This window comes from Streptomyces sp. NPDC093064 (assembly GCF_044754605.1).
In the GTDB taxonomy this organism is placed as follows: domain Bacteria; phylum Actinomycetota; class Actinomycetes; order Streptomycetales; family Streptomycetaceae; genus Streptomyces.
Genome location: NZ_JBIVPK010000014.1, coordinates 120,755 through 136,974 on the forward strand (window position 1 = coordinate 120,755; position 16,220 = coordinate 136,974).

Annotated in this window: 12 protein-coding genes and 1 tRNA gene; 8 read left to right on the top strand and 5 right to left on the bottom strand. The window is 69.4% G+C overall.

Going from position 1 to position 16,220, the window contains the following annotated elements; genetic code table 11:
* Window positions 1–57: 57 nt before the first annotated feature.
* The 6 genes from ACIQFZ_RS19220 to ACIQFZ_RS19245 all read left to right on the top strand — a co-directional run bounded on the left by ACIQFZ_RS19220 (window position 58) and on the right by ACIQFZ_RS19245 (window position 7,853).
* Window positions 58–867, top strand: coding sequence for a hypothetical protein (locus ACIQFZ_RS19220; protein ID WP_402691749.1), 810 nt, complete (start codon window positions 58–60; stop codon window positions 865–867).
* A complete protein-coding gene (locus tag ACIQFZ_RS19225) occupies window positions 860–3,136 on the top strand; it encodes a hypothetical protein (RefSeq protein WP_365429901.1) in 2,277 nt (758 codons plus the stop codon). The genes ACIQFZ_RS19220 and ACIQFZ_RS19225 overlap by 8 nt, the downstream gene beginning before the upstream one ends.
* A complete protein-coding gene (locus ACIQFZ_RS19230) occupies window positions 3,133–4,206 on the top strand; it encodes a hypothetical protein (protein ID WP_376652458.1) in 1,074 nt (357 codons plus the stop codon). Before ACIQFZ_RS19225 ends, ACIQFZ_RS19230 begins: the two co-directional genes overlap by 4 nt.
* Window positions 4,199–5,674, top strand: a complete 1,476-nt coding sequence (locus ACIQFZ_RS19235; RefSeq protein WP_402691750.1) for a DUF4407 domain-containing protein — start codon at window positions 4,199–4,201, stop codon at window positions 5,672–5,674. Before ACIQFZ_RS19230 ends, ACIQFZ_RS19235 begins: the two co-directional genes overlap by 8 nt.
* Window positions 5,675–5,760: 86 nt before the next feature.
* Window positions 5,761–6,300: a Pycsar system effector family protein gene (locus ACIQFZ_RS19240; RefSeq protein ID WP_402691751.1), complete on the top strand. Its 540-nt coding sequence runs from the start codon at window positions 5,761–5,763 to the stop codon at window positions 6,298–6,300.
* Between the two features lie 665 nt (window positions 6,301–6,965).
* Entirely contained in the window at window positions 6,966–7,853 is an 888-nt protein-coding gene (locus ACIQFZ_RS19245) for a prohibitin family protein (RefSeq protein WP_383055776.1), read from the top strand.
* A gap of 517 nt (window positions 7,854–8,370) precedes the next feature.
* Here the strand turns inward: ACIQFZ_RS19245 and ACIQFZ_RS19250 are convergent.
* Window positions 8,371–9,711 carry an alpha/beta hydrolase family protein gene (locus ACIQFZ_RS19250; protein ID WP_402691752.1) on the bottom strand — a complete coding sequence of 447 codons (1,341 nt, stop codon included), beginning with the start codon at window positions 9,709–9,711 and terminating at the stop codon, window positions 8,371–8,373.
* Between the two features lie 433 nt (window positions 9,712–10,144).
* On the opposite strand from ACIQFZ_RS19250, the gene ACIQFZ_RS19255 reads away from it, so the two are divergent.
* A complete protein-coding gene (locus tag ACIQFZ_RS19255; RefSeq protein ID WP_402691753.1) occupies window positions 10,145–10,711 on the top strand; it encodes a site-specific integrase in 567 nt (188 codons plus the stop codon).
* 83 nt (window positions 10,712–10,794) lie between these two features.
* Here ACIQFZ_RS19255 and ACIQFZ_RS19260 read toward each other — a convergent pair.
* The 3 genes from ACIQFZ_RS19260 to ACIQFZ_RS19270 all read right to left on the bottom strand — a co-directional run bounded on the left by ACIQFZ_RS19260 (window position 10,795) and on the right by ACIQFZ_RS19270 (window position 12,789).
* Window positions 10,795–10,868, bottom strand: a tRNA-Pro gene (locus ACIQFZ_RS19260).
* Between the two features lie 33 nt (window positions 10,869–10,901).
* A complete protein-coding gene (locus tag ACIQFZ_RS19265; protein WP_376652411.1) occupies window positions 10,902–11,735 on the bottom strand; it encodes a Pr6Pr family membrane protein in 834 nt (277 codons plus the stop codon).
* A gap of 127 nt (window positions 11,736–11,862) precedes the next feature.
* Window positions 11,863–12,789 (bottom strand): metallophosphoesterase, encoded by a 927-nt coding sequence (locus ACIQFZ_RS19270; protein ID WP_365432276.1) that lies wholly within the window; start codon window positions 12,787–12,789, stop codon window positions 11,863–11,865.
* A 151-nt stretch (window positions 12,790–12,940) separates the two neighbouring features.
* Here ACIQFZ_RS19270 and ACIQFZ_RS19275 point away from each other — a divergent pair, with 151 nt between their 5' ends.
* Window positions 12,941–13,405: a GatB/YqeY domain-containing protein gene (locus ACIQFZ_RS19275; protein ID WP_402691754.1), complete on the top strand. Its 465-nt coding sequence runs from the start codon at window positions 12,941–12,943 to the stop codon at window positions 13,403–13,405.
* A gap of 129 nt (window positions 13,406–13,534) precedes the next feature.
* Here the strand turns inward: ACIQFZ_RS19275 and ACIQFZ_RS19280 are convergent, their stop codons facing one another.
* Window positions 13,535–15,784 (bottom strand): transglycosylase domain-containing protein, encoded by a 2,250-nt coding sequence (locus ACIQFZ_RS19280; protein ID WP_376652410.1) that lies wholly within the window; start codon window positions 15,782–15,784, stop codon window positions 13,535–13,537.
* Window positions 15,785–16,220 lie beyond the last annotated feature (436 nt).

The following is a 16,220-nucleotide window of genomic DNA, read 5'->3' on the forward strand; positions in this document are numbered from 1 at the left end:
GGGCAGCACTTCGTGGGCAGTGTCTGCCCACCGCCTGCCCAGAGAGGAAATGATCGGGTGGCTGCGTGGCCTGACTTCCATCCCTGCACCTGCATAGCCGTGGACGCACAGGCCTACGGAAGCAACAACGACCGTAGGCAGTCCGAAATCCAGCACGATCTGCCGAGGCTCCTCGACCGCGCTGCCAGGGGCGCCGGCCTGGACCGCGCACAGTGGCAGATCCAACGCAAGGGCGACGAGCAACTGGCGGTGCGGCCCGTCGACGGTAAGGAACCGCGTCTGGTCGACGACTACATCCGCCATCTAGTCGCCGAGCTGCGCGAGTACAACGCCCAGCGAGTTCCCGAGGCCCGCATGCGGCTGCGGGCCGTCATCCACCAGGGACTCGTGGAGCTGGCCGACAACGGCTTCGCCGGCACGGCAGTGGTGGCCACGGCGCGCCTGCTGAACGCGCGTCCGCTCTACGACGCCCTGGCCGCGCATCCCGGGGCCGACCTGGTGCTGCTGCTGTCCGACGAAGTCTTCCGGTCCACGGTGGCGGGCGGTCACACGACCCTGACCCCGGGAGACTTCACCCGCGTCACCGTCCAGGTAAAGGAGTACGAGGCCACGGCCTGGCTGCGCGTACCCGTGCTCGGCGTGCCGGCCGTCGCCTCACACGAGCCCAGGTCCGCGGAGACGGGGAAGCCCGTGGACCTGGCGTCGGGGGAGCCCGCGGCGGTCCGGCCCGGACCGCCCGCCGCGGGCGGAGCCGGCGGGTCGGGGATCAGCAACGAGTACCGGGCCGACCAGATCAACGTCACCAATGTCGCCGGCCCTGTGGACGCCCGGGGTGCCGTCTTCGGCTTCGGGAGCGCCGGTGGCTGACGAACCGGACCGGGACGACGGGCCGGCCGTGCCGCCCGTACCCGCTCCCGACGAGGACGTCGCACCGTCCGCACCGGACGACGCCCGCGGTGTGCCAGAAGCCGGGGAGGACGCCCTCGGCCCGGGTGCCGGACCCGACGCGGCTTCCGAGCGGTGTCAGGAACCGGACGACCGCGAGGAGGACGACCGGGGTTACGACGATCTGCGTCGCGTCCAGCAGCTCGTCAACAACAACTTCTACGGTGTCGTCGACGCCTCCGGGGCGGCGTTCGGCTTCGGTGCCGTCTCGTCCCCCGGTCTCGCCCCCGGCACCATCGAGCCCGAGGAGAGGGACCGCGCCCTGCGGTTCTACCTCCCGCCGCAGCCCTGCTTCGACGAGGCGCTCGGCAAACTGCGCGAGGACGCTCTCGTTGTGCTGACCGGTCAGGACAACTGCGGCCGGGGCGCAGGCTCCCTCGCCCTGCTCAGGGAGATCTTGGGTGCGGAGGCCAGGCTGCGCAGCCTGTCGCCCGCCAACGCCCTCGCGGAGCTGGTCGTGTCGCGGGACCTCAAGCCGGGTCAGGGGTACGTCATCCTCGACTACGTCGGCGAGCTGCGTGCCGAGGCCGTACAGGCGTACGAGATCGGGCGGTTGAGCGAGGAACTCGGCCGCAACGGGTCGTACCTGGTGATCACGGCAGGCGACACGGCTCGCCGGCGGCTGGCGCTGCGCGACCACTGCGTGCCCTGGCGGGCCCCGAACCCCGATGAGCTGTTCGACCACTGCAAGGGGCAGCTGCCGCACATCGGTCTTGACCCGGACATCGAGAAGGAGCTGCTGGAACGGGTCGGCGAACAGCGACGACCGGCGGACGTGGTCGAAGCGGCCGTGGCCCTGGCCCGGGACGGCGCGGAGGCAGCGCTGGACACCTTGCGGGACCGGCACCGGGAGCGGGTCCAGGAGTGGTTCCGCAAGCGGCCGGCGGCGGACGATCTGCTCCCGCTCGCAGCCCTGGCCTTCCTGGAGGGCATCCCGGAGCGGACGTTCGAGAAGGAGTGCGCCGCGCTCGCCGCTCATGTGCGCAACTGGGAGCAGAGCGGCGAGACGCCGGTCGCGGAGCCGGACGGCTCGACCGGAGCACCGTTGAGCGGTGCCGTGACCGACCAGTCCCGGGCCCGGTGGCGAGAACGGGCGGTGGGACTCGTGACAACCGAGTTCCGACTCGGCCCGAGCCAGGATGCCGGGCGCAGTGAGCGGTGCCTGGTCTTCACCTCGCCGCGCATCCGTGAGCTCGTCATCGCGGAGCTGCACGACCTGTACGGTTACGCGCTCTGGTACCCGCTGCGCCAATGGCTGGGCGAGCTGGCCCGGTGGGGCGACCTGGACACTCGCACAGAGGTGGCTCGCGGCGTCGCGCTCCTGGCCCGGCACGCGCTCGTCGAGGTCGACGAGAACATGTTGAAGGTGTGGTCCGAAGGACTCACCAACCAGCGGGTGACCGCCGCGCTGACGCTGCAGTTCATGTGCGACGTGGAGCATCTTGCGCCGCAGGCCCTCAACATTGCCTTGAGTTGGACGGACAACAGTGGGCAGGGCCGTGCCGTGACGGCGGCCATGGCGCTGACGGGCCGCCTGGGCTCCCTTTATCGCCTGGAGGCGCTCAACCGACTCTGGTTCCTGACGCAGCGCGGGGAGCGGATCGCGTTCTCGGCCCGCCGTTCGCTGGTCCTGCTGCTGCAGACCGCCGAACAGGACCCGGAACGCGCGCTGTTCATCCTCCGGTACGTACGAACTGTGATCGCCAAGGCGGCGCCGAGGTCCCGGGAGCGGTCGATCGCGCTGCGGATCGCCGTTCAGCTCCTGGAAGCCGAGCGGCTGGAGGCCCCCGAACCCGTCACGGCGGCACTCCTGCGCACCGTCCCGGACAGCGCCCGCCACCTCGGGTCCCTGTGGGCGGATGTCCTGCACGGCGGCAACCGGAGCCGGGCGGTCGGCGCGCTGTGCCGGACGCTGGTGCAACTGCGGGACGACCCCTGCGTCACCGGTGTCGTACGCGAACTCGGCGAGGCCATGCGGAACGCCATGAGCGGGCGTCAGTGGGCCGCGCTGTGCCGGCACCTGTCCATCGCCTTGAAGCACCCCGACTATGCGATCCCCGGAGCTCGCCAACTGGCTCAGGTGCTTCTCGGATCGCTACGCGGCCGACCCCCGGCGGACCCTCGGCGCTCCACCGCGTCCCTCATCCCCACCCCTCCCTTCACTTCTGCTCAAGGAGGCCGAAGCAAGTGAACTACCCGGTCATCGCCGAGCACATCCTGGCCACGGTCGAGGGCACCTGGTGGTCTCGGCGTCGCCGTCGCGACGATGTGCCGCATCTGCCGCCCGGCGCGGTCTACGTCTTCAGGGTCGGCGGCAACTACCGTCCGTTCCCCGAGGGCATGGTGTTCGACCCGTCCCACCCCGACGTGCTCGACGCCTCCTCGGTCAGCCTGGTCGACACCCGGGCGCGCCTGGTCGAGGTGGAGCGCACGCTCCCGTCGTTGAGCGAGGCGGACAACTTCACGGTGCGGGCGTCCTTCACCTGCCAGGTGACCGACCCGACCGTCATCGCCCGGCAGGGCATCATCGACGTCACCGTTGCGCTGCGCGCCTACCTGATGGGCGACGGCGACCTGCCGAGGGTGAGCGCCGGCCACCGCGTGGAGGAGGTCAACGCGGTACGGACCGAGGTCGGCCACCGTATGACCGCCTACAGCGCGATAGTGCCGCCGCGGGTCGCGGGCATGAGTGTGGAGTTCGTCAGCGCCGAGGTGCACGCGTCGGACGACCTGCGGGACTGGGAACAGAAGCTGCGCGACGAGCGGCGCTCCTGGGAACTCCAGCGGGGGCAGCGCGACTTCGAGACCCAGGACGCACTCCGGATCGCGGAACTCCTCTCCCAGGGGTCCGACCATGTGGACGCCTTCGGCATCGCCCGGAAGGAGATCGACGTCACCGAGGCGGCGGCTCGCATCCATCGGATCACCGAGGAGGAGTCGGCCCGCCGCCACAAGGCCGAGACGGCGGAGCGGGCTCACGCACAGTCGCGGGAGACAGCGGAGGCGCAGATGCGCCGCGAGATGCTGCTGACACTGCTGCGGCAGATGGGTGGCAGCGAGTACGTCGACTATCACCAGGTCCTGGAACAGGTCCTGCGGGAGACGGGCGGCCAGGCAGCGCCCGGCGTCGGAACCGCCGCCGGCGCCGCCCGCATGGTCGAGTCGGGGCCGGCGCGCCCCGGTCGCACGGAAGTGAGCCGGAACGGCTCGCGCGACCCGCAGGGTGGTTACGTCAAGGACGAGGACGATCTCCTTGACTGACTTCCTGACGAACCAAGTGACGGCCCCCGGCACGGCGGATGGCCATGGAACTGGCGATGATGCTGCCGCGCGTACCGCAAACAGACGGGCCACCGCCCGCACTACGGAGGAAGGGCCCGCTGCCCGCACTACGGAGGAAGGGCCCGCTGCCCGCACCACCGGTGACGGGGCCCGTGCCCGTACCACCCGCCGCCCCTTCGGCTTCGACGCCGCACGACGGCTGCGCACCCTGACCGGCGTCGACGAGGAACTGCTGGCCAGGGTCAGGTACGAGCGGAGCAAGTACACGGCCCTCGGCGGGGTGGTGCTCGGTACCTCCGTCATCGCGGCGTTCTCCATGTGGAACTTCGCGACCGAGGCGCTCGGCAGGGTCTCCCTCGTGGCCCTCGTTCCGACGGTCATCTGGATGCTGTTCGTGCTCAACCTCGACCGCTGGCTGGTCACTCCACAGCCGAACGCTCGGCGGCGGGTCGGACCCCTCCTCACGCGCCTGCTGATCGCCCTGATGCTCGGCGCGGTGATCGCAGAGCCCCTGGTGCTGCGCATTTTCCAGACGGCCGTCGAAGAGCACGTCGCAGACGAACGTACGGACGCGCTCGACCAGTTGCGCACGAATCTGGTCCGCTGCAACCCCGTACCCTCCACGGCGCAGACGGCCACCCCGGAGGGCTGTGACAGGACGTACGTCCTCTCCTTCGGCAAGACGCCCGGTGAACGGGCCGAGGAACTGACCGCCTTGCGCTCGGACGCCGCTGCCCTTCAGAAGCGAGTGGACCGGGATACCACCAGGCTGGAGGCCATCGATTCCGAGGTACGGGACGAGTGTCGCCGGCTCATCCGTATAGCCGCCACCGGCTTGTATCAGCGGACGTCCGAGTGCCTGCGCTTGCGCGACAAGGCACAGGACTACAGGACCACCCATCGCACCGATGAGAACGAGAAGCGACTGGCCGGCATGAACAGCCGCATCTCGAAGATCGAGGCAGAGCAGACCGCGTCACGGGGCGACTTCCTCAAAGCCCGGGCCGACGGCATCGAGCGGCGGCTGGACCAGGAGCGCGCCAAGCAGAAGGAGATCGGTGTCCTGGAGCGGATGCGGGCGCTTGATCAACTTGCGACCGGGAACCCGGTGCTGTTCGTGGGCATCTGGCTGGTCCGCCTGTTGTTCGTCGTCCTCGACGTACTCCCCGTGCTGGTGAAGTACTTGAGCGGCGAGTCCGCGTATGACCGGATGCTCACCAGCGCGAGCAACAGCGCGGTCAAGATCCACGATGAGGAGATCCGGCTCGCCGAGCGTCGGGCCATGGCGAACCTCGAGATCGCCCAGGACACCATCGAACAGGAGGTCCGGCGCCACCGCGCAGAGTCGGAGGCGGCGTTCCGGGAACACACGGCGGCGATGAACATCCGGGTCCGGCAGGCGGTGAACGCGCTGGAGGACGAGATCCGCCGCTCGTCGACGGTCTGACGCACCCGCCTGCACCAGGAACACAGCACCACGGCCGCCCCGCACGCCGGGGCGGCCGCCTGACACCTACGGAACGGAGGGGAAGCATGTCCACACCCGGAGGCGACGCCGACACGAACCCGGCCATCGACTCCGCAGCCGACCGCGGCACGGAACTCGCCAGGGTCCTGCTGTCCGAGGCCCGTGAGGAACTCATGAAGGCCGACAACAAGGCCGGCCTCATGCTGGCGTCCCTGGGCGCGGCCCTGACCGCCCTGCTCGGCGCGATCGGCAGCGGCGCCATCGCCCCACGGCAGTACGCCGTCGTCCCGCAGCTCCTTCTCTGGGTGGGCTGCGCCGCCTGCGTACCGGCACTCGTCCTGCTGGGCCTGGCCGTGACCCCACGGCTCGGAAACCCCCGCTACTCCCGCACCCACTACTTCGGCGACGCGCGGCTCGCGATGTCGGTCGCGCACCTCGAGCGGACGGTCCGCCGCACCGACCTCGTGTCCCGCGACCTGAGTCAACTGGCGGCGCTGTCCCAGATCGTCTGGACCAAATACCGCTGCATACGCCACGCACTGGCCTGGGGCACGGCCTTCTTGGCGCTCACGCTGCTGGGCATAGTGACAGGAGCGTCGACTTAGCGGCACACCGGCTCAGGAGGGCCTTCCGATCGCGACACGCTCAACGAGCCTCGGCCGCTGATGACGGCCGAGGCGCCGCCCGACCAGACCCGAAACGGCCCCCACAACGACTCAGGGGCCCGACCCGCTCTCGCGGATCAGGCCCCTGACCTGTTACTTCACTGTCGGGGTGGCGGGATTTGAACCCACGACCTCTTCGTCCCGAACGCGATCAACCCCATGCCTGACCTTCCCAGCCGCTTAGCTGGCCCGGGAGTTGGCCGTGGTCATCGTCCGTGGACGTCCAGAACCGTCGCCGATCGTTCATGCCGTTTGGCCCCCCGTTTGGCCCCCTGAACTGGGGCCGTGCGGACCCTGGAGCCACCAGGTCGACTGGCTCGGCCGCAAGCCGCCCACCCTGCATCCGCCAGCAGGCGGGCCTTTCCCGCGTTTGGGTGCGGGCGACGGACGTGCGATCGGCGGGCACCGGGAACGGAGCGGCGGGCCAGGCGATGTGGTTGGGAAGGATGCCGACGCAGGTGCTGGACAACAGCACGCAGGCCGGCGCCGTGGCAGCGACGCCGCTTGCGAACGCCCGTTGGTCTCTCCGCACTTCGGATGCCATATCCTCCTCTGGCGCGCGGTACCGGGGGGTACCGCTCAGGGTCTCTCAGGGGGGAGTCACCGTGCTCGTACTGTCATGCCTACTCGTTCTCGCCGCCGTGGTGATGTACTTCGTCGCCCGTGCCCAAGACTCGTTCCCGCTTCGGCTGGGTGCCGGCGCCGCACTGCTCGGCAGCGTGCTCTGTGGCATCGCCAGCACTGTGTACGTGGTCAGCGCCTACGAGGTCGGCGTGCCGGTGACGTTCGGCAAAGTGGGTGCGCCGATGACGTCCGGGATGCATCTGAAGGCGCCATTCACCGATGTCACGTCCTTCTCGACCCGTCCGGTCGACCTCAACCTCTCCGACAAGGATGTCGTCGAGGTGCGGTCCTCCCAGGGCGGTGTGATGTACGCGGAGCTGACCGTGAAGTGGGCGGTCACACCGGACAAGGCGGGAGAGCTGTACCGGCTGGCAGGGAGCGAGGACGCTATTCAGCAGCGACTGGTCTACCCGGACAGCCGGGAGATCGTCCGGAACGTCTTCGCCCGCTACACCAGCGAGCAGGGCTACGCCTCGGCCCGGGAGAAGATCAACGCGGAGATCGGCGAGTTGATCAAGGAGCGACTCGCGCCCCGCGGTATCCACATCACCGCCGTGAACCTGCGCAACGTCAAGCCTTCGGACGCCCTCCAGAAGCAGATCGACCGCAAGATCCAGCAAAAGGAGGCCACCGAGCGGGCCACCGAGGCAACCCGCACGGCGGAAGAGGAGGCCAAGCGCCGCAAGATCGAGGCCGAGGGCATCGCCCGCGCCAACAAGATCCTCAACGACTCTCTGACCGACAAGGTTCTGATGAACCAGTGCATCGACGCGTACAGGGAAGCGGCCAAGGAGAACCCGGTCTACGCCGTGCCCTGCGGCTCGGGCAACGGCACCCCGGTCATCGTGGGCGGCAGCGGCCGGAACTGATTCCTCTTGCCGGCCGAGCCGGCACATCGTGCTCGGGCCGCACAGGCACGCCCGGTGAACCTGTTCCCGGGCCCAGCCGCACCTCTGTGGCAGTCCGTCACGGAGCGTGCAACACGGCCGATGTCGAGCTGCTGACCTTCATCCGCCGGGCGCCCTCGGTCTCCACCTCGACGACGTCCGCGAAGTCCTGGAAATCCGCCGTGGCGGCACACCCCCTGCGACGCCGTCCGCGACCTGCTCGACGCCCGCATCGGTCAGGCCCGGCGGCGTCGGGTCGTACGGCTGCTGAGGCTCCGGGCTTGGCGTTCAGCCCGCGCTCGACGTCGTCGCCGCGTCCGCTGAACGCGGAGTCCCAGCTCAAACGCTGTCTGGCCTGAGGCTCAGTGAAGCCGTCTTGGGACTCAGGACCCGGGACCTACGCATTACGAGTTGTCCGATCTTGGTCCGGGGGCGTCCGTGAGCGTGCACAGGGTCGGTTCCCTGCCTGCTCAGCGGCGTCCCAGACGAGGGAGGGGTATCAGGGCAGGAGAAGACCCCACTGGACAGCCCAGGGTACGAATACGGCTCCAGCGGTCAGCAGAAGGCCGAGGCGAGCCCGCTCCGATCGTGACAGCACAGGCCGAGAGCGCCGCCACGTGACCGCGGTGCACACGGCCGCCACAACGGTGGCGACCGCCAGGCCCTGGAGGGCGAGCCAGGGCACCGTTCGGCCCAGGAGCACCGGGCCGATGATGTTGGCCGCGGTGATGACGCAGAACAGGAGGTAGCCGAGAGTCCCCACCGAGGCGGCCAGACCGGCTCCTGCTAGCCAGTGGGCCGACCGGCCCAGTGGTGCGGGGTGCCTGTCACCGCGAAGCTTTCGCACCGCACCCACCAATGGGTACCCGGCGAAGGCGACAACGAACAACGAGATGGCCACGAGTTGGAGCCAGGACGACTCGTACCAGGCCAGCGGGGCGAGCGCCTGGCTGAGCCGGTCCTGTTGTGGAGCGGGGTCGACGCTGACCGGTGGAAGGCCGCCGCCGTCGCTCAGCCGTTGAATCCACGAGGACTCGAAATCGGCGTAGTCGGCCGGAAGCGCCGAGGGCCGGTCGAAGCCGTCGCCTTCGGACAGGTTCAGGTTGTGGCGGACTGCTGGGACGAAGCGGATCGTGTAGTGGGTGTTGCCGCCCCGGGCCAGGGCTTTTCGGATGATCTGGGCGCTCTCCGCGGGAGCTGCCTCGCGGTCGAGCACCCCCCAGAGCGCCAGGACCGGCTGGTGGACGCGTTCCCACGCGGGCACCGGGTTGTAGTCGGCCTCGGGAAACAACCCCGCACCGACCAGCTGCCTGGTGGCGGTGTCCTGCATGGTGTCTGCCAGGGAACCGGACACCCGGTGATGGCGGAGGAACTCTCCATAGGCCCAGGCCTGTTGCCGGGCAGGGGTGAGGCCCACGGCACCTGCGGTGATCAGAAACGCCACGTCGGCAGAGCGACTGGCGGCAAGGGAGGCCGACCATGCTCCCTCCGAGAGTCCCCAGAGCCCGACCTTTCCCCGGTCGACGTCCGGCCGCTTCTGCAGGAGGCGGAAGGCGGCCAAAGCGTCGTCAGCGAGCACCGAGTAGTCCCGGTGGACCATCGAGTACCCGGTCGTTCGCTTGTCGTAGATCAGGGTGACCACGCCGTGGCGCGCGTAGGCCTCCGCGGCGGTCCGCAGCTCCGCCCGCTCGCCGGGCCCTGCTCCGGGCAGCATGACCAGACCGGGGTGCAGCCCAGTCGTGCCCCGCGATGGCGGAGCCACCACCGTCCCGTGCAACTCGACGCCACCGGCCCCCACGAAGGAGACCTCGGTGGTGGCGAGGTCTGCGGGGCGGGCCACCGCGGAACCTGCGGGTAGAAGAACGATCGTGACGCACAGAAGGACCGCGAAAAGTAATCCGCGGCAGCAGATCGCACTGAGCCTCACGCTGAGCAATCCGTCCCTTTGTTGCTTCCTGACTCCCAGCACGCGCATGCAGGCCACCCCCGAGCTGTGGGCCGCCCCGGGCGGCCGTCGATTCCGTCCCGTCAGCCTCGCCCACAGAAATCCGGTGATCCATGAGGAGCGCCCCCGCGGTGAGGGTGGGGGTAGCACCAGCCGCGATGCACCCCTTCTCTGGCAGCAAGCGGCATATTGCTCAGCGCGCGGCGCGGGCGCCGCGGGCTGGAGCGGGGCGTAGACGGGCGCCGCGGACGTCCGAGCAAGGCGCTGAACTTGGAGCAGGCGAAAGCCGTACTCACTGCCGCGCCCGTCACGGCTGTACGCCTATCTCGTGCTCTCGCTCCTCAGTGGCGTACGCACGGAAGAGGCGCGGCCCCTCGCCTGGGATCACGTCTTCCTGGACACGGCGGATGGCGTCCCGCCTCACGTCGCCGTATGGCGATCAGTGCGCAAGCATGGTGAGACCAAGACCAGGAAGAGCCGCCGCACCATCGCTCTGCCAAGGCAGGTGGTCGCCGTCCTCGACGAGCACAAGCGGTGGCAGAAGCAGGAGCGGGCATCGAGAGGGATGGAGTGGAGCCCGACCGGTCGCGTCTTCACGACCCGGAGCGGGGAGTCGCTCGACGCGGCGAACGTCCGGCGCGACTTCAAGGGGATCGTTAAGAGGGCCGGACCGGAACCGGAGTGGACGCCGCGAGAGCTGCGGCACAGCTTCGTCTCGCTGCTCTCGGACCACGGCATCCCGCTGGAGCGGATCGCTCAGCTTGTCGGGCACACCAGCCAGGCGACGACGGGGGCCGTCTACCGGAAGCAGCTCCGTCCGGTCATCACCGAGGGGGCTGAGGCTATGGATGTGATCTTTGCGCGGCCACGGGAGACGACCGAGCGCGACGCTTGATCAGAATCCGTTGGCCCCCTGTTTGGCCCCACGAGCACGACAGAGGCCGCATACGGATATCCGTATGCGGCCTCTGACCAGCGTCGGGGTGGCGGGATTTGAACCCACGACCTCTTCGTCCCGAACGAAGCGCGCTGCCAAGCTGCGCTACACCCCGATGTCGCTGCTTGTCGCGGCGACGACGTTTACTTTAGCCCACTGGTGGCCAGAGGCGAAATCCGGTTTTGGAGCGGCGGCGGATCGGGTTCGGGCGGGTGTGGTCGACCGCTACGAGGAGGAGGGCCAGGGCGTAGAAGGCGAGGCCCAGGAGGAGGGCGTTGGCCAGGACGTGCTTGTAGCCGTGCTGGGAGACGTCCAGGAAGGGGTGGAGGTAGCGATCGGGGGCGTCGGCGGGGAGCAGTTCGCCGCGGGTGAGGGAGAAGACCAGGTAGGCCAGGGGGTAGAGCAGCCACGGTGCGGCCTGGCGCAGGTGGAGGCGGTCGGGCTGGGTGAGCAGGAGCCAGTCCAGGAGGGCGGCGATCGGGGCCGCCGTCAGCAGGATCACGGTGGCGGCCTTCTGCCAGAGCGGGTGGGTGCCGGGCTCGCCCGTGATCGAGAACGCCGGCGACGTGCGGGCCAGGATCGCGTGGTGCACGAGGGCCGTGATCAGGGCGTAGAGCACGGTCGCTCCGGTCAGCGTGGCCGGCAGGGGCTGGCGGGCCGCCCGGGCCCTGCGGGCCGAGAGGAAGAGGACCAGGGCCAGGAGGATGTTGCTCTGAATCGCGAACACGCTCAGGACGCGCGCCGGGGAGCCGAGGTGCAGTTCCACGGCCACCGCGGCCGTGATCACCGCGGCAGTGAGGAGGCGGTAGGCCGCCGCCCCGGGGTGGCGGGTGGGCGCCATGACGGCGGTCGGGGGGACGAAGGAGGAGGGCATCAGCTTGACGATGCCCGGGACTGCGGGAAGCTCCGGTATGTCCCGAGGTATGGAAGGCGTCGGAGGTATCTCCGGCACCTCGGGCAGTTCGGGGGTCTCGGCGGCCATGCCCTCACGGTAGGGAGGGCGGACATAGGGGGCGATTCGGGTAGCCCGTTTGGGTTACGCGGGTTACGGATTGCCGTGCGGTGAGAAACCGTCGCCGCCCCGCCCCCAGGCCCGTACCGCTACCGCGTCACTCCCGCCCCACCAGCGTCAGCAGCGTCGCCTCCGGCGGGCAGGCGAAGCGGACCGGGGTGTAGCGGTTGGTGCCGCAGCCGGCCGAGACGTGCAGGTAGGACGTGCTGCCCTCGGCGGTGTGGGTGGACAGGCCCTTCACCCGGCCGGTGTCCAGGTCGCAGTTGGTGACCAGGGCGCCGTAGAAGGGGATGCAGAGCTGGCCGCCGTGGGTGTGCCCGGCCAGGATCAGGGGGTAGCCGTCGGCCGTGAAGGCGTCCAGGACGCGCAGGTACGGGGCGTGCACCACGCCCATCGAGAAGTCCGCCGCGGTGGACGGGCCACCCGCCACCCTGGCGTAGCGGTCCCGCTTGATGTGCGGGTCGTCCAGGCCCGTCAGCTCCACCGAGAGGCCCTCGAGCTTCAGGGTGCCGCGCGTGTTCGTCAGGTTGAGCCAGCCGGCCGCGTCGAAGCCGTCCCGCAGGTCCTCCCACGGGTTGTGGATCACCCCGACGGCGGGCGCGTTGCCGTTCAGGCCGTGCCGGCCGCTCGTCTTCTCCAGCAGGTAGCGGGCGGGGTTGCGCAGCTTGGGGCCGTAGTAGTCGTTGGACCCGAAGACGTACGCGCCCGGGAACTCCATCAGCGGGCCGAGGGCGTCGAGGACCTCCGGCACGCCTTCCGGGTCGGACAGGTTGTCGCCCGTGTTGATCACGAAGTCGGGGCGCAGTCCGGCGAGCGAGCGCAGCCAGCGCTGCTTCTTGCGCTGGCCGCCGACCATGTGGATGTCGGAGACCTGGAGGACACGCAGGGGGCGCATGCCGGAGGGCAGGACCGGGACGGTCACCCGCCTCAGGCGGAAAGAGCGGGCTTCGAACCCCGCCGAGTAGAGGAGACCGGCGGCCGCGACCGCCGTGATGCCCAGGGGTACTCCGTATCGCGCGCGCATGTGTCCATCGTCTCAGGCCCATGCCGTGGCGCGGAAATCGCCCGTGGGCTGCGACGGCGCCAACGCGCGGGCTCCGCCCGGGGATCGGCGTGCCGCCGGGCTCCGTAAATCGGCGCGCGGGAGCCTTGCCGTACCTGCGACAATCAAACTCATGACCACGCTCAAGTCGAAGCTGCACGATGACCTCAACGCCGCGATCAAGGCGCGTGACGAGCTCCGCTCCTCGACGCTCCGGCTGACGCTCGCCGCGATCACCAAGGAGGAGGTCGCCGGCAAGGAGAAGCGTGAGCTCTCCGACGACGAGGTCCTCAAGGTGATCACCAAGGAGGCCAAGAAGCGCCGGGAGGCGGCCGAGGCCTTCGAGCAGGGTGGTCGCGCCGAGTCGGCCGAGCGGGAGAAGGCGGAGGGCGAGGTGCTCGCCGCGTACCTGCCCAAGCAGATGTCCGACGAGGAGCTCGACCGGATCGTCGCCCAGGCCGTGGAGGAGGCGAAGGCCGCCGGTGCGGAGGGGCCGCGGGCCATGGGCGCGGTCATGAAGATCGTGAACCCCAAGGTCGGGGGTCAGGCCGAGGGCGGCCGTGTCGCCGCCGCGGTCAAGAAGCTTCTGGCCGGCTGACCCGGCCGGTCCTCGGGGACGGACCGGGTACGTACGACGAAGGGGCGCCTGCCATCCGCCGGCGCCCCTTCGCTGTGGCCGAGGCGCAGGACGGCGTCCCCGCCGCCCGCCCGTCAGGCCACCTGCCCGTCAGCCGCGGCGTCCTCCGTTGCCGTTGCCCCGCGGTCCGCCGTTCGGGCCCTGGAAGAAGCCCTCCGGGATCGTGATGGACGGGTTCGGGAAGGGGCCACGGCCGTTGTTCCCGCCGTTGTCGCCCCCGTTCCCGTGTCCGTCTCCCCGGTCCCTGCCCTTGTGCTTGTCCTTGTCCTTCTTGGGGTCCGGGATGTTCACGAGGTTGAAGGACGGGGCGTCCTTGCCCGCCAGCGCACCCGACATCATGTCGCGCCAGATGGGGCCGGGGACCTGGCCACCGAAGACCTTCGCATAGGGGGTGCCGCCGATGGTGATGTTGACCATGCGCCGCTCGTGCGCCGGGTCGCCGACCCAGACCGCGCCCGCCATGTTCGGCGTGTAGCCGACGAACCAGGCCGCGAAGCGGAAGTCCGTCGTACCGGTCTTGCCGGCGCTGGCGCGGTCGCCGAGGCCGGCCTGTGTGCCCGTACCGTCCTCGACGACACCCTTCAGGAGCGTGTTGACCGTGTCGGCGGTGGTCTCCGACATCGCGCGCGAGCAGGTCGACTTCGGGACGGTCAGGGACTTCTTCTGGTTGCCGGTGGTCTGAGTGATCGACTCTATGGCGATCGGTGTGCAGTACGTGCCGCGGGAGGCGAACGTGGCGTACGCGCTCGCCATGGTCAGCGGCGACACCTCCTGGGTGCCGAGCGCGATCGACGGGTTCTCCTGGATCGGTGTGCCGTCCGCGCGCCGCACGCCCAGCTTGCCGGCCATGTTCTTCACCGGGCAGATGCCGATGTCGCTGATCAGCTGCACGTAGTAGGTGTTGACCGACTTGGCGGTCGCCTCCTTCATGCCGTACGGGCCGACCTCCGACTCGTTCTCGTTGGTGAGATCGGAGCCCTTCGTGTTCACCCAGTTCTTGCCGTCGCAGGCGGCGACCGGGCTCGGGTACTGCATCCGGTAGGGCGAGGAGTACTCCTGAGTCGCGGGCTTGCCGCCCTCGATGGCGGCCGCGGCCACGATCGGCTTGAACGTGGAACCGGGCTGGTAGCCCGCGCCTCCGCCCATGGCCTTGTCCACCGAGAGGTTGATCTGGGTCTCGTTCTTGCCGAAGCCGTACGGACGGGACTGGCCCATGGCGAGGATCTTGCCGGTGCCGGGCTCGACGATGGTTGCGGCCGTGGCCACGGCGTCGCTTGCGTTGACGTGGTCGCGGACGGCCTTCCCCAGGGAATCCTGTGCCTGAGGGTCGAGCGTCGTGCGGATCGTCAGACCACCGCGGTTCCAGATCTTCGCCCGGTCCGTCCGGGTCTTACCGAACACCGGGTCGTTCATGAACACTTCGCGGACGTAGTCGCAGAAGAAGCCCGCGCCCCTGATCGCCGTGATGCAGCCGTTGCGCGGCTGGGTGACCTTCAGGCCCAGCGGTTCCTTCTTGGCCTTGTCGGCCTCCGCCTGCGAGATGTCGCCGACACTGGCCATCCGCTGCAGGACGACGTCGCGCCGCTTGGTGGCCTCGGCCTCGTCGTTGACCGGGTCGTAGCGGCTCGGGGACTGGACGATGCCGGCGAGGAGCGCCGCCTCGGGCAGGGTCAGGTCCTTGGCGCGCTTGGAGAAGTAGCGCTGGGCGGCGGCCTCGACGCCGTAGGCCTGCTGGCCGAAGAACGTGATGTTCAGGTAGTTCTCGAGGATCTTCTTCTTGCCCAGGTCCTGCTCGAGCTGGATCGCGAACTTCAGTTCCTTGATCTTGCGGCCGATGGTCTGCTGGGTGGCCTCCGCGACCTTCGTCGGGTCGTCGCCGGCCTCCTCGACGAAGACGTTCTTCACGTACTGCTGGGTGAGCGTGGAGGCGCCCTGGGAGACCCCGCCGCTCTGCGCGTTCTTGTTGAGCGCGCGCAGCACGCCCTTCAGGTCGATCGCGCCGTGCTCGTAGAAGCGCGAGTCCTCGATCGCGACGAGCGCCTTCTGCATGTACGGCGAGATGTCCTTCAGCTGGACCACCGTACGGTCGCGGGAGTAGACCTGGGCGATCTGCTCGCCCTTGTTGTCCAGGATCGTGGTCCGCTGACTGAGCGGCGGACGCTTGAGGTTGGCCGGGATGTCGTCGAACCCCGTGGCCGATCCCTTGGCGGCCAGGCCCAGCGCGCCGGCCGCGGGCAGTGCGATGCCCGCCATCACGGCTCCCGCGAGCACACTGACACCGAGGAACTTGGCGGCCTGCTGCGTTGACGACAGACCACCGCCCGAGCGCTTCTTTGGCATGGGGGCAGCCTAATCCGTAGTGATGAGCGATCCGACGGAGCGGGGCTCCTCGGAATGTTCGAATACAGGATCGTGACATCCGAGGGCCCTGGGCAGGCAACACCTCAACGCGCACGGTGACCTCTCAGGCGCAGTTCGCCACCCCGGCTGTCGAACACGGCCCCCCGGTGCCGCAAGGCGTAGCAACGTGAGGTGTCTACGTTCTCATTCGCCGGACACGCGTATATGCCTTGGCCTAAGCTGCTCTCGACTGTCACAGCGGTGCGGCGACGTATCAGTACGTCCGGCAGCTCCGAAACGTTCCGGCCCCGCTCGACTTTTCTGGTCGGGTGGTCCGGGTGGTGTCGGGGCGCGCGGTCGGGGTGTGTGGGATACGTGCCTGAATTCACCCTGTGTGTCACCTGGTGTCCATTGCGGCACACCGCAACTGCCCTAA

Excerpts from the sequence above, each read along its gene's own strand:
- ACIQFZ_RS19240 (WP_402691751.1), top strand. The coding sequence starts at position 5,761 with ATGTCCACACCCGGAGGCGACGCCGACACGAACCCGGCCATCGACTCC.
- ACIQFZ_RS19265 (WP_376652411.1), bottom strand. The coding sequence starts at position 11,735 with ATGGCCGCCGAGACCCCCGAACTGCCCGAGGTGCCGGAGATACCTCCG.
- ACIQFZ_RS19270 (WP_365432276.1), bottom strand. The coding sequence starts at position 12,789 with ATGCGCGCGCGATACGGAGTACCCCTGGGCATCACGGCGGTCGCGGCC.
- ACIQFZ_RS19275 (WP_402691754.1), top strand. The coding sequence starts at position 12,941 with ATGACCACGCTCAAGTCGAAGCTGCACGATGACCTCAACGCCGCGATC.
- ACIQFZ_RS19280 (WP_376652410.1), bottom strand. The coding sequence starts at position 15,784 with ATGCCAAAGAAGCGCTCGGGCGGTGGTCTGTCGTCAACGCAGCAGGCC.